This is a genomic window from Pseudomonas fluorescens (genome assembly GCF_001708445.1).
GTDB lineage: Bacteria > Pseudomonadota > Gammaproteobacteria > Pseudomonadales > Pseudomonadaceae > Aquipseudomonas > Aquipseudomonas gorinensis.
In genome coordinates this window covers 3,791,935-3,811,230 of sequence record NZ_CP015637.1, presented here as the reverse complement: position 1 = coordinate 3,811,230, position 19,296 = coordinate 3,791,935, and the positions used below count along the sequence as shown (strand labels likewise).

Below are 19,296 nucleotides of genomic sequence, written 5' to 3'. Positions count from 1 at the left end.
CGGATAAACAGCCTTCTGGCTAACGGCGTTACGCCAGCAGCTGATCAGCTTGCTACCCAGGGCCCCATCCGACCGCGACGGTCCCCTGCACATGCGCCACAACGGTGTTACCGCGCACCAACACCGGGCACGTTTCAATCATGGGAAAACCACCGCGCTGTGGCCAGCGTTGGCACATCACCGCCGACCAGGCGCGCAAATGGGGGGAGCGTGCGGACGACACTTGCCCCCCCTGGCTACCTGTGAAGGTTGACAGTAGACGACACTGATTCCTGGTCGTAGCGTTGGCAAAAACCCGCATCATCCAAAGGGAGGCCCTCATGGGGATTGCCACCACAACCATCGCCAATGCCAAGGATTACCGGCGCGCGTTGAGCACCTCGCGCCCGGTATTCATGCTGTTTGTTTCCGATCACTGCCCAGCCTGTGCGTGCTCCGGGCCATTATTTGAGCTGATCGCTGGCAAGTACCGCTCCGTTGTCAGCCTGGTGCTCGATTGCGCCAAGACGCCGAGGCACCCGGACGTTACGGGCACCCCGACGCTGCTGATCTTCCTCAACGGCACGCTGATGGAAAAGTTCAAAGGCTTTGGCCCCGAAGACCAGCAAGCGCAGTTTCTCGAGGACACCTTCAAGCGCTATGCCCGTCGCAAGGGCGCAAGAGCACCTGCGTCACCCGCCGCTCCTCCACCGTCGCCACCGTCAGGCGCCAGCCCGCATGCTCCAGGCTATCGCCCACCATCGGCAGGCGGTCGAGCAGACTCATTACCAGACCGGCCAGGGTCTGGTAATCCTCGGTCGCCGCAGCATTGAAGCCGGTGCGCTGACGAATCTGGTTGAGGTTCAAAGCACCGTTGACGCAGAAGCCATCCCCCTGCGCGACGATGTCCGGCCCCTCGATTTCACTCGCGTCCGGCAATTCACCGGCGATGGATTCGAGGATGTCGGTCATGCTCAGCACCCCCATGAAGTCACCAAATTCGTTGATCACGAAGGCGATGTGGGTCGACTCCTGACGCATCTGCTCCAGGGCGTTGAGGATCGAAAAGCTCTCCAGCAGGTTGATCGCCCGGCGAGCCAGGTGCTCCAGATTCGGCTCGTTGCCGGCCAGGTATTCCTTGAGCAATTCCTTCTTGTGCACAAAGCCTAAGGGCTCATCAACGGCACCGTCGCGGATCAACGGCAGCCGCGAATAGGACGAATGCATCAATTTCAGGCGAATCGTGTCGGGATCATCCGCCAAGTCGATAAAGTCGACCTTGGCCCGCGGCGTCATCAAGGTGCGGATCGGCCGTTCGGCCAACTGCAGCACACCACTGATCATCACGCGCTCGCGCCGATCAAACAACGGGCCTTGGCTGGCATCCGGTTCGCCCAGCAGGTCAGCCACGTCTTCGCCCACCTCCTCCACCGCCAGGCTGCGCCCGCCCAGCAAGCGCATCACCGCATGGGCCGTACGCTCACGCACCGGCAACGCACCCTGCGCCGACTTCTTGCGCCGGGCCCGGGCAATCTGGTTGAACACCTCGATCAGGATCGAAAAACCAATGGCCGCGTACAGGTAGCCTTTGGGAATGTGGAAGCCCAGGCCTTCGGCGGTCAGGGCGAAACCGATCATCATCAAAAAGCCCAGGCACAGCATGATCACCGTCGGGTGCGCGTTGACGAAACGGGTCAACGGTTTGCTCGCGACGATCATCAAGCCGATGGAAATGATCACCGCGATCATCATCACCGCCAGCTCATCCACCATGCCGACTGCAGTGATCACCGCGTCGAGGGAGAACACCGCGTCGAGGACGACGATCTGCGCCACGATCGGCCAGAACATCGCATAGGCCACATTCCCCGTGCGCTGCGCCACATGCCCTTCCAGGCGCTCATGCAATTCCATGGTGGCCTTGAACAACAGGAACACACCACCAAACAGCATGATCAGGTCACGCCCGGAGAAGCTCTTGTCGAACACCTCAAACAGCGGCTGGGTGAGCGTCACCAGCCAGGAAATACTCGCCAGCAAGCCCAGGCGCATCAGTAGCGCCAAGGACAAACCGATCAACCGCGCACGGTCGCGCTGCTCCGGCGGCAGCTTGTCCGCCAGGATCGCGATAAACACCAGGTTGTCGATGCCCAGCACCAGTTCCAGCACAATCAAGGTCAACAGGCCGAGCCAGGCCGTTGGATCCGCTAACCATTCCATTTATTAAAGTCTCTATCTAGATGTCAGGATGCCGGGCACGGCAAAGCACGGTCGGTGGACCGGAACACGGTTAGCAATCGAAATACGGGGTGCTTGAAAGGGAACAGCGGCAGCGGTTGTCTTGGGGAAAGACGACTGGGGGGGCTCCGAGAGGGTGTTCATGCAAGTCCTGAAGTCACAAAAGGACTTGAATCCTACAATTGAAATACAAATTTCCCACAACGCAAAACTATTACAAAACCTGTCCTCCCCCCCTCCCACATTTTGACCTGTGTTGAATCAGGACTTTCTGGTCGCATCATCCAACGCCAGGATGGTGTGGGCATTCGTCACCGTAGTCGCCAACGTATTGATCACCCCCGACCGCAACGCGCCCAGCGTCGCCGCCGCCTTGGTGTTCTCACTCGCGATCGCGACCACATCCGGAATCCGGAACAACTCCTGCACCGTCAACCCGATCACTCGCCCTTGAATGGCGTTGACCGCCGGCTGGCCATGAATATCGATAAAGTCATAGCCCATCATGTCGCCCACCGTACCGGACAACCGCGCCTGCGCGATCTCCTGGGGCGAGAACCAGCCCATGCGCACCATATTGCTGTTTTCGCTCATATCGCCGATGCCAATCAATGCAATATCGGCCCGCCGCGCTCGATCCAAGGTCGAGCGCACCGTGTCGTTATTGATCAGCACGCCGCGCAGTTCCGGGTTGGCCACCAGGGCCGGGGCATACAGACTTTCACTCTCGCCGCCAAAGCGCAGGGCCAGGCGCCGGCAGATATGGTCCGGGTTCATATATTCGCCAGCCTTGAGCGAACCGCCGATGGCGCAGACAAATGTGCAATTGCGCGTCACCGGTAAAAATACATTATCGGCCACCGCTCCCACGTTGCGCCCCATGCCCACGGCGACGATCATGCCGTCGCTCAGGGTTTTGTTCAGGTAATTGGCCACCAGGCTGGCAACCGCCGAGCGCTGGGTGTCGGGGTCGCTGTGGTCGACGGCGATCAAGGCCCGGTCGAGCTTGAAGCGTTCCACCAGCGCTCGCTCCAGCTCGCTGTTCATCGCCGGGTGCTGCAACACGCGCACCTCGACAATCCCTTCATCCCGCGCGCGCTTGAGCAAGCGACTGACTTTTGCGCGGGACAGGTCGAGGCGCTTGGCAATCGCTTCCTGAGTGACGTTCTCGAGGTAATAGAGCATCGCCACTTCGGTCATCTGATCGATATCGCTGGCAATGCGCTGGGTGCTGTCACTCATGGGGACGGGCTTCCGTTTCGGCGTCAAAGGCGCATTCTCCCGACTCTTGCCCCGTCACGTCCACTACTGATGCCCATCGCGCTCGATCGCATTGATGCGCTCGACCTTGGCCCCGGAACGTGCCGCTTCGAACTCCGACTCCAGGAACGACTTGACGATGCTTTTCGCCAGCTCGGCGCCGATCACCCGTGCGCCGATGGACAGGATCTGCGCATCGTTGCTCTTGCGTGCACGCTCGGCCGAATAGGTGTCATGGGCCTGGGCCGCACGAATGCCCAACACCTTGTTGGCGGAAATCGCCATGCCGATCCCGGTACCGCACACCAGTACGCCCAGGCGCTGTTGCCCGGCATTGATCGCGGTGGCCACCGCCAGGGCGATGTCCGGGTACAGCACCGGCGCGGTGGAATGGGTGCCGAAGTCGGTCACCGGGTAACCCAGCGCTTCGATATGGCGCTTTAACAACTCCTTGAGTTCAAAACCCGCTTCATCGCATCCGATAGCCACCGGAAAAGGTGTGTTCATGGCGTCTGGCTCCGCTGCCGTGATTGCACTGATGACCGATCATATGATCAGCCAGTGAAATTTTGCTCAGCCATTTCTCTGACATCACACCCTTTCTGTCAAGCATGTTTTAACTGACTCGCCAGTCAAAGCCGCCTAAAAAGCCATTATTTAGGCTAAAGATGAGAATCAGCGCTTTTACATGAAAGATATTGACTGATCAGAATTTCATTTGATACACATATGATCACAGCGAAACATGACTGTGCGACCTAATAAGAATTCACAGCACGAGGACACGCCGATGGCTACGCCATTACTGCTCCAGGCTGAACACGTCGCCAAGGCTTACGCCGGGGTTCCCGCCCTGCGTGACGGGCGCCTCTCTCTGCGGTCCGGCAGCGTCCACGCCCTGTGCGGCGGTAATGGCGCAGGCAAGTCGACTTTCCTGAGCATCCTGATGGGCATCACCCCGCGCGACGCCGGCACCATCCTGCTCAATGGCACCCCGGTGCAGTTCAATCGCCCGAGTGAAGCCCTCGCGGCAGGGATCGCGATGATCACCCAGGAGCTGGAACCCATCCCCTACATGACCGTTGCCGAAAACATCTGGCTGGGCCGCGAACCGCGCCGTGCCGGCTGCATCGTCGACAGCAAGGCCCTGAACCGGCGCACCCGCGAACTGCTGGACAGCCTGGAATTCGACGTCGAGGCCACCAGCCCCATGCATCGCCTCAGCGTCGCGCAAATCCAATTGGTGGAAATCGCCAAGGCGTTCAGCCATGACTGCCAGGTGATGATCATGGACGAGCCCACCTCGGCCATCGGCGAGCGCGAAGCCGAAACCCTGTTCAAGGCGATCCGCCGCCTTACCGCGCGTGGCGCCGGCATCGTGTATGTGTCGCACCGGTTGAGCGAGCTGGCGCAGATCGCCGATGACTACAGCATCTTCCGCGACGGCGCCTTTGTCGAAAGTGGGCGCATGGCCGATATTGACCGACAGCACCTGGTACGCGGCATCGTCGGCCAGGAGCTGGTACGCATCGACCACAAGGTCGGCCGCGAATGTGCCACCGACACCTGCCTGCAAGTCGACAACCTGAGCCGCGCCGGCGAATTCCATGACATCAGCCTGCAACTGCGCCAGGGTGAAATCCTCGGCATCTATGGCCTGATGGGGTCAGGGCGCAGCGAGTTCCTCAATTGCATCTATGGGCTGACGGTCGCCGATTCCGGCAGCGTCACCCTGCAAGGCAAGCCCCTGCCGATCGGGCTGCCCAAGGCGACGATCAACGCGGGCATGTCACTAGTCACCGAAGACCGCAAGGACAGCGGCCTGGTGCTCAGTTCCAGCATTCTTTCCAACATTGCACTGTCGGCCTACAAGCGCCTGTCGAGCTGGTCACTGATCAACGCACGCAAGGAAACCCAACTGGCCCAGGACATGGTCAAGCGCCTGCAGATCAAGACCACCTCCCTGGAACTGCCGGTGGCCTCCATGAGCGGCGGTAACCAGCAGAAGGTGGTGCTCGCCAAGTGCCTGTCGACCGAACCGGTGTGCCTGCTGTGCGACGAACCCACTCGCGGCATCGACGAAGGCGCCAAGCAGGAGATCTACCACCTGCTCGACCAGTTCGTGCGCGCCGGCGGCGCCGCCATCGTGGTGTCGTCGGAGGCCCCGGAACTGCTGCACCTGAGTGATCGCATCGCTGTATTCAAAGGCGGCCGGCTGGTGACCATCAGCACCGACACCGCCCTTTCCCAGGAAGCCTTGTTGAGTCTTGCCTCATGAATGCCAAAACCATAGCCGCCCCCATCACTGCCGCGCCACGCAGCCACCTGCGCCTGACCCTCGACCGCTTCGGCCTGCCGCTGGTGTTTATCCTGCTGTGCGTGGTGATGGCGTTTTCCAGCGAATACTTCATGACCTGGCGCAACTGGATGGACATCCTGCGCCAGACCTCCATCAACGGCATCCTTGCCGTGGGCATGACCTACGTGATCCTGACCAAGGGCATTGACCTGTCCGTGGGCTCGATCCTGGCGTTTGCCGGGCTGTGCAGCGCGATGGTCGCAACCCAAGGCTACGGCCTGCTGGCGGCGGTGAGCGCCGGGATGTTCGCCGGGGCGATGCTCGGCGTGGTGAATGGCTTCATGGTCGCCAACCTGTCGATCCCGCCGTTCGTGGCCACCCTCGGCATGCTCAGCGTGGCGCGAGGCATGACGTTCATCCTCAATGACGGCAGCCCGATCACCGACCTGCCCGACGCCTACCTCGCCCTGGGCATCGGCAAGATCGGCCCGATTGGCGTGCCGATCATCATCTTCGCGGTGGTCGCGCTGATCTTCTGGATGGTGCTGCGCTACACCACCTACGGCCGCTATGTGTACGCCGTGGGCGGCAATGAAAAGAGCGCGCGCACCTCCGGCATTGGCGTGCGCAAAGTGATGTTTTCGGTGTACGTGGTCTCGGGCCTGCTCGCCGGCCTGGCCGGCGTGGTGCTGTCGGCACGCACGACCTCTGCCCTGCCCCAGGCCGGGGTTTCCTATGAGCTGGACGCGATTGCCGCAGTGGTGATCGGTGGCACCAGCCTGTCCGGCGGCACTGGCAGCATTGTCGGCACGCTGTTCGGCGCGCTGTTGATCGGCGTGATCAACAACGGGCTCAACCTGCTCGGCGTGTCCTCGTATTACCAGCAGGTCGCCAAGGGCCTGATCATCGTGTTTGCAGTACTGATCGACGTGTGGCGCAAGAAAAAACGCTAGAGAACGAACCACTACAACAATAACGGAGTTCAACTCATGAAAATTGGTATGCCCTTCGCCGCGGTCGCGGCGCTCTCCCTGCTCGCCAGCAGTATCGCCCTGGCCGCCGATGGCAAGACCTACAAGGTCGGCGCTGCTGTCTACGGGCTCAAGGGCCAGTTCATGCAGAACTGGGTCCGCGAGCTCAAGGAGCACCCGGCCGTCAAGGATGGCACCGTGCAGTTGACCGTATTCGACGGCAACTACGATGCCCTGACCCAGAACAACCAGATCGAAAACATGGTGACCCAGCACTACGACGCCATCCTGTTCGTGCCGATCGACACCAAGGCCGGCGTCGGTACGGTGAAACAGGCCATGAGCAACGACGTAGTGGTCATCGCCTCCAATACGAAAGTAGCCGATGCCGCCGTCCCTTACGTGGGTAACGATGATGTGGAAGGCGGCCGCCTGCAGGCCCAGGCCATGGTCGACAAGCTCAACGGCAAGGGCAACGTGGTGATCATCCAGGGGCCGATTGGCCAGTCGGCGCAGATCGACCGGGAAAAAGGCGAGCTGGAAGTGCTGGGCAAACACCCCGACATCAAGATCATCGAGAAAAAGACCGCCAACTGGGACCGCGCCCAGGCCCTGGCACTGACTGAAGACTGGCTCAACGCTCACCCCAAAGGCATCAACGGCGTGATCGCGCAGAACGACGACATGGCCCTCGGCGCCGTACAGGCCCTGAAGTCCCATGGCTTGACCTCCAAGGACGTACCCGTCACCTCCATCGACGGCATGCCGGATGCGATCCAGGCCGCGAAGAAAGACGAAGTCACCACCTTCCTGCAGGACGCCCAGGCCCAGTCCCAAGGCGCCCTGGACGTGGCCCTGCGTGCGCTTGCCGGCAAGGACTACAAGCCGCAGTCGGTGATCTGGGAGCGCTATGCCAAGGACGTGAAATGGGGTGATGGCACCGCCAAGACCTACATCCTGCCGTGGGTGCCAGTGACTAACGCCAACGCCGATGCGCTGTACAAGCAAGTCAGCGGCGGCAAGTAGTTATTGACTTGAAATACTGTCAAATGTGGGAGGGGGCTTGCTCCCGATGGCGGTGTAACAGTGGTAGATCAGGTGACTGACACACCGCCATCGGGAGCAAGCCCCCTCCCACACGTTGATCTCCACCCTATTCAAAAATGGAGTCATGCATGTCTGGATTCTGGAACCAAGCCTTCGACCTCAGCGGCCGTTGCGCGGTGATCACCGGTGGTGCCGCCGGGATCGGCCTGGCCTGTGCCAACCTGCTGGTGGAGCGTGGTGCCCGCGTAGCATTGCTGGATCGCGACCCGGCGGTGGTCGACGTCGCCGCCAGCCTCGGTGCCGGGCACCTGGGCATTGCCGTCGACCTCAGCCGGATCGGCGAGGTGCAACACACCATCGACCAGGTCGTCGAACGCTTCCAGCGCCTGGACTACCTGATCAACAGCGCGGGTGTCGTCCTGCTGGACAAGGCTGTCGATGTCAGCGAAAGCGCCTGGGACACCACCCTGGACATCAACCTCAAGGCCAGCTTCTTCGTGGCCCAGGCCTGCGCCAGGCACATGCTCGCCCAAGGCCGCGGGCGTATCGTCAACCTCGCCTCCCAGGCCGCCGTAATCGGCCTGGATCGTCATGTCGCCTACTGCGCGAGCAAGGCAGCCATCGTCGGCATGACCAAGGTGCTGGCCATGGAATGGGCACCGCACATCTCCGTCAACGCCATCTCCCCCACCATCGTCGAGACCGCCCTGGGCAAGAAGGCGTGGGCCGGAGAAGTGGGTGAGCGGGCCAAATTGCAGATCCCGGCGGGCCGCTTTGCCCAGCCGGAAGAAATCGCCGGGCTGGCGTTGTACCTGCTCAGCGACGCCGCCCAGATGATCACCGGCGCGAACATGGTGATCGACGGCGGCTACAGCATTCAGTAATTCATTTTTTGTCGTGAGGTTTTGTCATGTCCACCGTCATCGAACGCACACCTGAACAACTCTCCCCGAGCATCCCGAAAACCATGCAGGCCGTGGTCTGCCATGGCCCGGAAGACTATCGCCTGGAAACGGTCGAGGTGCCCACCCCCGGCCCCGAGGAAATCCTCACCAAGGTCGAGCTGTGCGGTATTTGCATGGGCGACATCAAGACCTACCGCGGCGCACCGTCATTCTGGGGCGATGCCGAGCAACCGCGCTATGTGAAACCACCGATGATTCCCGGGCATGAGTTCGTCTGTCGCGTGGTCGCCCTCGGCCCCGGCGCAGAGAAACGCGGAGTGAAGGTCGGCGACCGGGTGATCTCCGAGCAGATCGTGCCGTGCTGGGGTTGCCGTTTCTGTAATCACGGCCAGTACTGGATGTGCCAGAAGCATGACCTGTATGGCTTCCAGAACAACGTGCAGGGGGCCATGGCCCAATACATGATCTTCACCAAGGAAGGCATCATCCATAAAGTGCCGGATTCGATAGCACCGGACGAAGCCATCCTGATCGAACCGCTGGCCTGCTCGCTGCATGCGGCCGAGCGCGCCAACGTGGATTTCGATGACGTGGTGGTGGTTGCCGGCGCCGGCACCCTGGGCCTGGGCATCATCGGCGCGGTGCGCATGCGCAACCCGAAAAAGCTGATCGTGCTGGACATGAAACCCGAACGCGCCGCCCTCGCCCTACGCATGGGCGCCGACGAAGTATGGAACCCCGCCGAGGTGGACGTGCTGGCGAAGATCCGCGAGATCACCGAGGGCTACGGCTGCGACATCTATATCGAGGCCACCGGTCATCACAAGGCCGTCAACCAGGGCCTGGCGATGCTGCGCAAACTCGGGCGCTTCGTTGAGTTCAGCGTGTTCAACGACGAGGCCACGGTGGATTGGTCGATTATTGGCGACCGCAAGGAACTCGATGTACTCGGCTCGCACCTGGGGCCGTATATGTACCCGAGGGCCATCGACTTTATCGGCAGCCGCAAGATCGACATGCGTGACGTGGTGACCCACACGTTCGCCCTGGCGGATTTCAAGGAGGCGTTTGCGGTGATGGAGCGTGGCGACAAGTCGCTCAAAGTTGTACTGCAACCTTAGGCACATCACACCTCCCACACTGAATGGCTGTGAATCCATAGAACAAGAACACAGGAACCCGCGTTATGAATCGAGTCATCAACGATCCAGACCAAGTGGTAGAGGACATGCTGCGCGGCATCCTCGTCGCGCACCCGCAGTTGCGTCAATACGAAACCAATCCACGGGTCATCGTCAAAGCCAGGCCTTCGGCGCAAGGCCGCGTCGGCATTGTCACGGGCGGCGGCTCGGGCCATGAGCCGGCCTTCCTCGGCTACGTCGGGCCCGGCCTGGTCGACGCCGTGGCTGTCGGTGAGATTTTTTCCTCACCGACCGCCAAAAGTTTCTTCGATGCCTTCCGCGCCGCCGACCACGGCGCGGGCGTGGCCTGCCTGTACGGCAACTATGCCGGCGACAACATGAACGTGAAGCTGGCGATGAAAATGGCCGCCAGCAAAGACATGCGCATCCGTACCGTGGTCGCCAACGACGACGTCGCCTCTGCGCCCAAGGCTGAGATTGCCAAGCGGCGCGGCGTGGCCGGGGAAATCTTCATGTGGAAGATCGGCGGGGCCGCAGCCGCCCAGCATTACGACCTGGACGGGGTGATCCGCGTCGCACAAAAAGCCGTCGACCATTGCCGCTCCATTGGCATCGGCCTCACGCCGTGCACCATTGCCGCCGTGGGCAAGCCGAACTTCCAGATCCCCGACGGCCAGATGGAACTGGGCATCGGCCATCACGGTGAGCCGGGCATCGAAGTGATCCCCATCGAATCCGCCGCCGCCATGGCCGAACGCATGCTCGCGCCGATCCTCGCCGACCGCGATTTCAGCCAGGACGACAGTGTGGTGGTGCTGGTCTCCGGTCTTGGCGCCACGCCGGTGATGGAGTTGTACATTTTCTACGCCGAGGTGGAACGCCAACTCACGGCCAAGGGCTTGAAGATCCACCGTTGCTACGTGGGCAACTACTTCACCTCCCTGGAAATGATGGGCGTGACCCTGACCCTGCTCGGCCTCGACGCCGAGCTGAAAACCCTGATCGACCAACCCTGCCGCTCCATCGGCATGACCCAGGCGGAGTGAACCATGAGCCAGCATTTTTCCACCCGCGATGGCAGCGCCATCGTCACCGACCTGGTCAGTGTGATCGTGGCCAACCGTGAATACCTCAGCGCAGTCGACGGCGCCATTGGCGATGGCGACCACGGCATCAATATGGCCAAGGGCTTTGCCCATTGCGGGCGCACGATCGAAGGTCGCCAACTGAGCCTGGCCGAAGCACTGGATGAATTGACCCTGAGCCTGATGGAAGGGATTGGCGGCTCCATGGGGCCCCTGTACGGCAGCCTGTTTATCGGCATGGCCGACGAAGTGCGCGGCTGTGAAGAGATTGACGCGGCCACCTTCGCCCACTTGCTGCGCGGCGGCCTGACCTCGTTGCAGGACATCACTGAAGCCGGCGTGGGCGACAAATGCCTGATGGACACCTTGATCCCGGCGGTCGAAGCGTTCGAGCAGGCGCATGCCGCGGGGTCGTCCTTCAACGATGCGCTCGAGGCAATGAAAGCCGCCGCGTCCCAAGGGCGCGATTCGACCAAGGACCTGGTGGCGAAGATCGGCCGCGCCAGTCGCTTGGGCGAGCGCTCACTGGGCGTGCTGGATGCCGGGGCGGTGTCGTGCTGCCTGATCCTTACGCGCCTGGCGGACTCGGTGCAGCCGCGACTGAGTGCTTGACCTGCTGGACATACCGCGCCACCGCCGGCGCCTGCTCAAAGCGCCGGTGAATCAATGACAGCCACGACGACGCATCACTGCCCTGGATGCTGCGGTACACCACGCCCGGCAAACTCACATGCCCCATCACCGATGTCGGCACCACCGCGACACCCTGGCCCAACGACACTAACGCCAACACCGCAACCAACCCACCGGGCTGTGGCCCCAGGCGCGGCGCGTAGCCGCCTTGCGCCGCCACTTGCAAGGTGCCGCTGATCTGCTCCGGCAGGATAAACGTCTCGTTTTGCAGGTGTTCGCAGCCGATGGCCTTGAGCCCCAGCAGCCAGGAAGCCTGGGGCAGCGCCAACACAAAGCCCTCACTGTCCAGGCGCACCGCCTCGACCCCTTCGGGCAGGGGCATCGGCGAGCGGATATAGCCAATGTCATAGCGTCCATCGGCCACCGCACTTGGCAAGGTGGCCATGGGGCATTCGCGCACATTCACGCTCACATCGGGAAACGTTTGGCTGAACGCCTGCATTTGCCGCTGCAATAACCCCGAATACACCGCCGAAGCGACGTAACCCAACTCGAGGTGGCCGATCTCCCCACGCCCGGCACGCTGGGCGTTGCGCTGGGCAAATTCGAACTGGCGCACGGTGGCTTCGGCCTCGCCCAGCAAGGCGGAACCGGCCTCGGTCAGGCTCACTTCGCGCTGCCGGCGAATGAACAGGCGCGTGCCCAGGCTGGTTTCCATGTCCTGGATCTGCCGGCTCAACGTCGGTGGCGCGATGCCCAGTTGCTCGGCGGCGCGGGTGAAATTGCGCTGCCGGGCAACCGCCAGGAAGTAGCGAAAGTGGCGTATTTCCATCACAGGATTAGCTCAAAGGTAACAAAGTGCTCCACAACGGCTAACAAGACCATTGCGTGGCGCAGATAATCTTGCAGCAGATCAACACTAGAGAGACCTTGCGATGCCCGTCAACTGCTATTTCCATATTACCCGTAAGGTAATTTCATAATGAAACCGGCCAGCCAGCGCCTCACGTTACTGACCGCCTCTGGCGTCTGTTCGCTGATCGTGCTCGACACCAATATCGTCGCCGTGACCCTGCCGAGCATCGCCCGTGACCTGGGGGCGAACTTTGCCGATATCGAGTGGGTGGTCAGCGCCTATATGCTGGCTTTCGCCGCCCTCTTGTTGCCGGCAGGCAGCGTTGCCGACCGTTTCGGGCGCAAGAAAACCCTGGTCTGGGGCCTGGGCATTTTCATCCTGGCCTCCCTCGGCTGCGGCGCCGCACCCAACGCGCTGTTCCTCGATATCGCCCGCGCACTGAAAGGCGTCGGCGCGGCGCTGTTGCTGACCTCGGCCCTGGCGTCCATCGGCCACACGTTCCACGATGAAGGAGAACGCGCCAAGGCCTGGGCGTTCTGGGGGGCGTGCATGGGCGTGGCGATGACCGCCGCGCCGACCCTCGGCGGGCTGATCACCGAGTACTTGGGCTGGCGCTGGATCTTCTACCTGAACCTGCCCGTGGGCCTGGGGCTGATGGCCTTGGTGCTGCGTGTCATCCCGGAATCTCGCGACACCCAGTCGGCACGGCTCGACCCATGGGGCAGCCTGGCCTTCAGTGCCAGCCTGCTGTGCTTGATCTGGGGTTTGATCGAGGCCAACCGCATCGGCTGGGACAATCCGCTGACCTTTGCGCGCCTGAGCGCTGGCGCACTGTTGCTGGGCGTGTTTGTGTGGGTCGAGCGCGTGCAGCGGCGGCCGATGGTCGACCTGCAACTGCTGCGTCACCCGCGCTTTATTGGCGCCTTGCTGGGCATGTTCGCCTATGCCGGCTGCGCCCAGGTGATGATGACGCTGCTACCGTTTTACCTGCAAAACGGCCTGGGGTTCTCCGCCATTGCCTCGGGCCTGGGCATGTTGCCATTTGCCCTGACCATGCTGATTTGCCCACGCATCGGTGCGCGCCTGGCAGGCCGCTTTGCGCCGGCGACGATGATGGCGGCCGGCTTGACGCTGGTCGGCAGCGGCAACCTGTTGAGCGCGTGGGCGGTGAATGTGGGCGGCTACCTGCCCTTCGCCCTGGCCATTGCGGTCACCGGCGCGGGAGCAGGGTTCCTCAATGGCGACACACAGAAAAACATCATGGCCTGCGTACCGAGGGATCGCGCGGGGATGGCCTCGGGCATGAGCACCACCATGCGGTTCAGCGCGATCATGCTGGCGATCGGCGTGTACGGGGCGCTGTTGAACAGCCATAGCGAACAGTTGTTGCGCGCCAGCCTCGACGAACAGTGGCAAGGCCAGGCAGCCGACATTGCTTCACGGGTGGTGGCCGGGGATATGTCAGCGGCGTTGGGCCGGTTGCCGGAGGCGGCACGGGCGGCGGTGCAACCGCTGGCGCGGCAGGCGTTTGTGGGTGGGTTCAGCAAGGTGTTGTGGGTGGCAGGGTTATTGGGGCTGCTCGGGGCGCTGGTGGTAGGAAGGTTGATGCGCAAGCCGATACCCACACCGAACTGAATGTGGGAGGGGCTTGCCGCCGATGAGGGTGTGTCAGTAAATGCAACTGTGACTGAACCACCGCCATCGGGGGCAAGCCCCCTCCCACAGGTATTACCTATCCCCTAAGAGGCTTACCAGAAACGTTGCTGGGTCAGGCGGTTCCACCAGGTCAGCAGCACACGGTCCACCGAGCCGCTGGCGGCCAGGCCGACGCGTTCTTGCAGGCTCTTGCGCTCGGCGTAGTGCAAGTGGAACACCTCGGCCGTCTTGGCCTTGGTCGCCAGGTATTCGTCGCTGGTTTGCAGCTCGTCGACCAACTGCTTGTCGAGCGCGGCAACACCCAGCCACACCTCTCCGGTCGCCACTTCATCAATCGCCAGTTGCGGGCGATAGCGCGACACGAAGTTCTTGAACAACTGATGGGTGATGTCCAGGTCTTCCTGGAACTTCTCGCGGCCCTTCTCGGTGTTTTCGCCAAACACGGTGAGGGTGCGCTTGTATTCGCCGGCGGTCAGTACTTCAAAGTCTATGTCGTGCTTTTTCAGCAGGCGGTTGACGTTGGGCAACTGCGCCACCACCCCGATGGAGCCAAGGATGGCAAAGGGGGCGCTGATGATCTTCTCGCCGATGCACGCCATCATGTAGCCGCCGCTGGCCGCAACCTTGTCGATGCACACGGTCAACGGCACGCCCGCCTGGCGAATCCGCGCCAGTTGCGACGACGCCAGGCCGTAGCTGTGTACCATGCCGCCGCCGCTTTCCAGGCGCAGTACCACTTCGTCCTTGGGCGTGGCCAGGCTCAGCAATGCGGTGATTTCATGGCGCAGGCTCTCGGTGGCCGAGGCCTTGATGTCGCCGTCGAAATCCAGCACGAATACCCGTGGCTTGGCCTCAGGGGCCTTCTTGCCCTTCTTCTTTTCGGCTTTGCTTTCGGACTTGCGCAGGGCTTTGAGCTGGTCCTTGTCGAGCAGGGTCGACTCCAGGCGCTCACGCAACCCCTTGTAGAAATCATTCAGTTTGCTGACGTGCAACTGGCCGGCGGACTTGCGACGGCCTTTGCTGCGCAGTGCCGCGAAGCTGATCAGTACCACCAGGATCGCGACCACCAGGGTGACGGTCTTCGCCAGAAAGCTTGCGTATTCAGCCAGAAAATCCATGTGTCTCCTTAAAAATGCACTGCGCCAGGCGCTGATTGCCCAAGCATACCGACGGGACCACCGGGGAGCCAGTGCTCAAACCGCCAGCAGCGCGGTGCTCTAACGCACTTTTAAAACAAGCGTATGTTTTTTCATTGACAGCTCGAAGCCATCCTCATAACCTCGCCAGACTTTCAACGTACCGGGAAAACGGACGTGGGCAGCATCTATCTGATTCGACATGGCCAAGCCTCCTTCGGTGCAGACGACTATGACGTGCTGTCGCCCGTCGGCGTGGAGCAGGCGCAAGTACTCGGTCGCCACCTGGCAGACATGGGCCTGGTGTTCGACCGCTGCATAGCCGGCGACCTGCGCCGCCAACAGCACACGGCCACTGCTGCCTTCGATCAATACAGCACCCTCGGCCTGCCTGTCCCTGCTGTGGAAACCGACAGCGCCTTCAACGAATTCGACGCCGACGCGATCATCCGTGCCCTGCTGCCCGACCTGCTCGGCAGCGAACCCGACGCCCTGGAAATCCTGCGCAACGCCGCACAGAACCGCAGCGAGTTCCAACGCATCTTCGCCCTGATCATCGAGCGCTGGCTGGCCGGCACCTATGACACGCCGGGGCTGGAAAGCTGGTTGGGCTTCGTGGAGCGCGTCCAGGGAGGCCTGCAACGCATTCTTGAAGCCGCGGACAACACGCAGAAGATCGCCGTGTTCACCTCCGGCGGCACCATCACCGCCCTGCTCCACCTGATTACCCGGATGCCTGCTGCCCAGGCGTTCGAACTGAACTGGCAAATTGTTAACACCTCGCTCAACCAGCTGAAATTCCGCGGGCGCGAGGTGGCACTGGCTTCCTTCAACAGTCATACCCACTTGCAACTGTTGAAGGCGCCGCAGCTCATCACCTTCCGATGAGTTGTGGCCCACCGTGACCCCAAGGTCACTGGACTCTACCCTAAAGGATCGAAACCATGACTGAAGTAGCTAAAGCCGTAGAAGCAATGAAAGCCAAATTCAACCCAGACGCCGCCAACGGCCTGGACCTGGTATTCGGTTTCCGTATCGACGACACCCAGAACTTCTCGCTGGTGGTGAAAAACAACACCTGCGAACTGCTGGAAGGCGAAAACCCTGAGGCCCAAGTGACCCTGGTCATGGACGGAGAAACCATGAAAGGCATCGTCGACGGCTCCACCGACGGCATGCAGGCCTTCATGAGCGGCAAGCTGCGTACCGAAGGCGACATGATGCTGGCCATGAAGCTGAGCGAGCTGTTCCCTTCCTGATTCACGGGCAATCTTGAATCCCTGTGGGAGTGGGCTTGCTCCCGATAGCGGTGTGTCAGTCGCCTCTCAGTTGACTGTCACACCGCTATCGGGGGCAAGCCCCCTCCCACATTGGGTCTGCGGTGGTATTTAGTTTCTGGGTTGCAGCAGTAGCGCCACCAACGCACTCCACCCCGTCTGATGGGACGCGCCCAACCCACGCCCGGTTTCGCCATGAAAATACTCATGGAACAACACCAGGTCACGGCTGGCCGGGTCCGCCTCCAGCTGCGCGTACCCGACCATCGAGGGCCGCGAACCGTTTTCGTCACGCAGAAACAAGCGCGTCAGCCGCTGGCTGAGGCTGTCGGCGACGTCCTCCAGGGATGACAGGTAACCACTGCCCGTCGGGTACTCCACCGAGAAGTTATCCGCGTAGTACCGATGAAATTCGCGCAGCGATTCGATCAGCATGTAGTTCACCGGCATCCACAACGGCCCGCGCCAGTTGGAGTTGCCGCCATACAAGCGTGAATCGGATTCGCCCGCCTGGTAACGGGCGCACAGCGTGTTGCCATTCATCTTCAATGCCAGGGGTTGTTCGGCGAACGCCTTGGACAAGGAGCGCACGCCAAACGGCGAGAGAAATTCATCGTCATCCAGCATGCGCCGCAGCAGGTCCTTGGTACGCTCACCGCGCAGCAACGCCAGCAACAGCCGATTGCCCTGCCCCGGTTCATTCCAGCGCGACACCAGCTTGGCCAGGTCCGGCCGATGGCGCATGAAACCCAGCAAGCGCTCGCGCAAGCCTTCGAGGCCCTCATGCTCACGCTGCTCCAGCACCAGCACGGCGAACAACGGCATCAGGCCAACGATGGAGCGCAGGCGCACCGGTTCGTTCTGGCCGTCGGGGCGGTGCAGCACGTCGTAGAAGAACAGGTCCTGCTCATCCCACAGGCCCTCGGCGCTGTCATCGACACGGTTGATGGCACCGGCGATATACAGGAAGTGCTCGAAAAATTTCACCGCGATGTCTACGTACACCCCATTGCGCTTGGCCAGCTCCAGCGCGATCCGCATCAGGTCCAGCGCATAAGCGGCCACCCATGCCGTACCATCGGCCTGATCCAACTGGTAACCCGGCGGCAGCGTGGCCGAGCGATCGAACAAGGCGATATTGTCCAACCCCAGGAACCCACCCTGGAACAGGTTGCGCCCCTCGGCATCCTTGCGGTTGACCCACCAGGAAAAATTCAACAGCAGCTTGTGGAAGATCCGTTCCAGGAAGTCCATGTCACCGACGCCGCTCAGTGCCTTGTCCTGCTGATACACGCGCCAGCTGGCCCAGGCATGCACCGGTGGGTTGGCATCATCAAAGCGCCATTCGTAGGCCGGCAACTGGCCGTTGGGGTGCATGAAGCGGTCCTTCACCAGCAACAACAACTGCTGCTTGGCATACCCCGGATCGATCAACGCCATGGCCACTGCCTGAAAGCCCTGGTCCCAGGAGGCGTACCACGGGTATTCCCAGGTGTCGGGCATGGAGAGGATGTCGAAGTTGGACAGGTGCCGCCAATGGGTATTGCGGATATGCAAGCGCTCGGGCGGCGGCGCGGGTTGGGCCGGGTCGCCGTCGAGCCATTGGTTCACGTCGAAATAGTACAGCTGCTTGGACCACAGCAACCCGGCCAGGGCCTGGCGCTGCACGTTGCGCGCGTCTTCATCGGTAATGCCATGTTGCAAGGCGGCATAGAAGTTGTCGGCCTCCTGACGACGCAGCTCGAACAGCTTGCGGGCGTTGACCTCGGGCGCATCCGTGGGCGCAAAACGCAGGTAGAGGGTCTGGCTTTCCAGCCCTGCCAGTTCGAGGATGAAACGCGCGGCCACCTTGGTGCCCGAGTCGCGGCGGATCGCTGATTGCACAGCATTCACGACGTAATCATTGATGCCGTCCTTGAATGGCCCCGCCGCCGATTGTCCGTCCAGCTTGGAAACGTTGGTCTCGTTCTCACAAAACACCCATTCGACGCCATTCCGGCCCCAGGCACTGAGATGCCGGTCATCCAGCTCATGATGACGGGCCAGCACACGGTCACCGTCCAGCGTCAACCTTGGCTTGGGCGCACCCAAGGTCCAGCTCCAGTCATTGCGTGCCCATACCTGCGGCAGCACGTGCAGGCGTGTCGGTTGGTCGCAGCGGTTGTGCACGGTGACGCGCATGAAAATATCGTCGGGCTGGTGCTTGGCGTATTCGACGCTGATGTCGCAATAGTGGTTGTCTTCAAACACGCCGGTATCGAGGATTTCATACTCGGCATCGCCCAACCCGCGCCGCGCGTTTTCGGCGATCAGGTCGGCATAGGGAAAGGCAGCATGGGGGTATTTGTAGAGCATGCGCATATAGGCATGGCTCGGTACGCCGTCGACGAAAAAGTACAGTTCCTTGACGTCTTCACCGTGGTTGCCCTCGGCATTGTTCAGGCCGAACAGCCGCTCCTTGAGGATGGCGTCGTGCTCGTTCCACAGCGCCAGGCCCAGGCACCAGCGTTGCGCCCTGTCACTGAAACCGGCCAGGCCATCCTCGCCCCACCGGTAGGCGCGGCTGCGGGCATGTTCATGGGGGAAGTAGGCCCAGGCGTCGCCGTCTGCGCTGTAGTCTTCGCGCACCGTGCCCCATTGGCGTTCGCTCAGGTAAGGGCCCCACTCGCGCCAACGCTCGGCATTCTGCGTCGCCAGGCGCTGGCCTTCAATCGTTTCAAGTATCCGGGTGTCGGGTGTCGCCGTCATTGGGTCCTCCATCGCCTGCCAGGTGCACAGCAGTGTAGAACCCAACGACGTGCGGGGCACATGA

At 61.7% G+C, this 19,296-nt stretch carries 16 protein-coding genes and 1 pseudogene; 11 read left to right on the top strand and 6 right to left on the bottom strand.

Going from position 1 to position 19,296, the window contains the following annotated elements:
* Positions 1-320: 320 nt before the first annotated feature.
* Positions 321-611: pseudogene (locus A7317_RS31305) on the top strand (thioredoxin family protein); the annotation flags it as partial.
* Positions 612-630: 19 nt separating this feature from the next.
* Here the strand turns inward: A7317_RS31305 and A7317_RS16710 are convergent.
* The 3 genes from A7317_RS16710 to rpiB form a co-directional block, all read right to left on the bottom strand.
* Positions 631-2,199 (bottom strand): TerC family protein, encoded by a 1,569-nt coding sequence (locus A7317_RS16710; protein ID WP_069076371.1) that lies wholly within the window; start codon positions 2,197-2,199, stop codon positions 631-633.
* Positions 2,200-2,478: 279 nt separating this feature from the next.
* Positions 2,479-3,459: a sugar-binding transcriptional regulator gene (locus tag A7317_RS16705; protein WP_024075078.1), complete on the bottom strand. Its 981-nt coding sequence runs from the start codon at positions 3,457-3,459 to the stop codon at positions 2,479-2,481.
* A gap of 63 nt (positions 3,460-3,522) precedes the next feature.
* A complete protein-coding gene (rpiB, locus tag A7317_RS16700; protein ID WP_016969738.1) occupies positions 3,523-3,984 on the bottom strand; it encodes a ribose 5-phosphate isomerase B in 462 nt (153 codons plus the stop codon).
* Positions 3,985-4,267: 283 nt separating this feature from the next.
* Here rpiB and A7317_RS16695 point away from each other — a divergent pair, with 283 nt between their 5' ends.
* The 7 genes from A7317_RS16695 to dhaL all read left to right on the top strand — a co-directional run bounded on the left by A7317_RS16695 (position 4,268) and on the right by dhaL (position 11,538).
* Positions 4,268-5,755 carry a sugar ABC transporter ATP-binding protein gene (locus tag A7317_RS16695; RefSeq protein ID WP_069076370.1) on the top strand — a complete coding sequence of 496 codons (1,488 nt, stop codon included), beginning with the start codon at positions 4,268-4,270 and terminating at the stop codon, positions 5,753-5,755.
* Positions 5,752-6,729 carry an ABC transporter permease gene (locus A7317_RS16690; protein WP_024075075.1) on the top strand — a complete coding sequence of 326 codons (978 nt, stop codon included), beginning with the start codon at positions 5,752-5,754 and terminating at the stop codon, positions 6,727-6,729. The genes A7317_RS16695 and A7317_RS16690 overlap by 4 nt, the downstream gene beginning before the upstream one ends.
* A 36-nt stretch (positions 6,730-6,765) precedes the next feature.
* Positions 6,766-7,773, top strand: coding sequence for a substrate-binding domain-containing protein (locus A7317_RS16685; RefSeq protein ID WP_024075074.1), 1,008 nt, complete (start codon positions 6,766-6,768; stop codon positions 7,771-7,773).
* Between the two features lie 149 nt (positions 7,774-7,922).
* On the top strand, positions 7,923-8,678 hold the full coding sequence (locus A7317_RS16680; RefSeq protein WP_069076369.1) for an SDR family oxidoreductase: 756 nt from the start codon (positions 7,923-7,925) through the stop codon (positions 8,676-8,678).
* Positions 8,679-8,704: 26 nt separating this feature from the next.
* Positions 8,705-9,820 (top strand): MDR/zinc-dependent alcohol dehydrogenase-like family protein, encoded by a 1,116-nt coding sequence (locus tag A7317_RS16675; protein WP_024075072.1) that lies wholly within the window; start codon positions 8,705-8,707, stop codon positions 9,818-9,820.
* A gap of 65 nt (positions 9,821-9,885) precedes the next feature.
* Entirely contained in the window at positions 9,886-10,887 is a 1,002-nt protein-coding gene (locus tag A7317_RS16670; RefSeq protein ID WP_069076368.1) for a dihydroxyacetone kinase subunit DhaK, read from the top strand.
* A 3-nt stretch (positions 10,888-10,890) separates the two neighbouring features.
* Positions 10,891-11,538 carry a dihydroxyacetone kinase subunit DhaL gene (gene dhaL, locus A7317_RS16665; protein WP_024075070.1) on the top strand — a complete coding sequence of 216 codons (648 nt, stop codon included), beginning with the start codon at positions 10,891-10,893 and terminating at the stop codon, positions 11,536-11,538.
* On the opposite strand, the gene A7317_RS16660 is transcribed toward dhaL, so the two are convergent.
* Positions 11,495-12,391 (bottom strand): LysR family transcriptional regulator, encoded by an 897-nt coding sequence (locus tag A7317_RS16660; protein WP_069076367.1) that lies wholly within the window; start codon positions 12,389-12,391, stop codon positions 11,495-11,497. The two genes, dhaL and A7317_RS16660, sit on opposite strands and share 44 nt — an antisense overlap.
* A 150-nt stretch (positions 12,392-12,541) precedes the next feature.
* Between A7317_RS16660 and A7317_RS16655 the strand changes: the two genes are divergently transcribed.
* On the top strand, positions 12,542-14,050 hold the full coding sequence (locus A7317_RS16655; RefSeq protein WP_069076366.1) for an MFS transporter: 1,509 nt from the start codon (positions 12,542-12,544) through the stop codon (positions 14,048-14,050).
* 113 nt (positions 14,051-14,163) lie between these two features.
* Here A7317_RS16655 and sohB read toward each other — a convergent pair whose 3' ends face one another.
* Positions 14,164-15,189, bottom strand: a complete 1,026-nt coding sequence (gene sohB / locus A7317_RS16650) for a protease SohB (protein WP_024075067.1) — start codon at positions 15,187-15,189, stop codon at positions 14,164-14,166.
* Between the two features lie 195 nt (positions 15,190-15,384).
* On the opposite strand from sohB, the gene A7317_RS16645 reads away from it, so the two are divergent.
* Complete coding sequence (locus A7317_RS16645; protein WP_024075066.1) at positions 15,385-16,095, top strand: histidine phosphatase family protein; 711 nt, start codon at positions 15,385-15,387, stop codon at positions 16,093-16,095.
* 56 nt (positions 16,096-16,151) lie between these two features.
* Positions 16,152-16,466, top strand: a complete 315-nt coding sequence (locus A7317_RS16640) for an SCP2 sterol-binding domain-containing protein (RefSeq protein ID WP_024075065.1) — start codon at positions 16,152-16,154, stop codon at positions 16,464-16,466.
* A gap of 129 nt (positions 16,467-16,595) precedes the next feature.
* Here A7317_RS16640 and A7317_RS16635 read toward each other — a convergent pair whose 3' ends face one another.
* Positions 16,596-19,232, bottom strand: coding sequence for an MGH1-like glycoside hydrolase domain-containing protein (locus A7317_RS16635; RefSeq protein WP_069076365.1), 2,637 nt, complete (start codon positions 19,230-19,232; stop codon positions 16,596-16,598).
* Between the last annotated feature and the right edge of the window lie 64 nt (positions 19,233-19,296).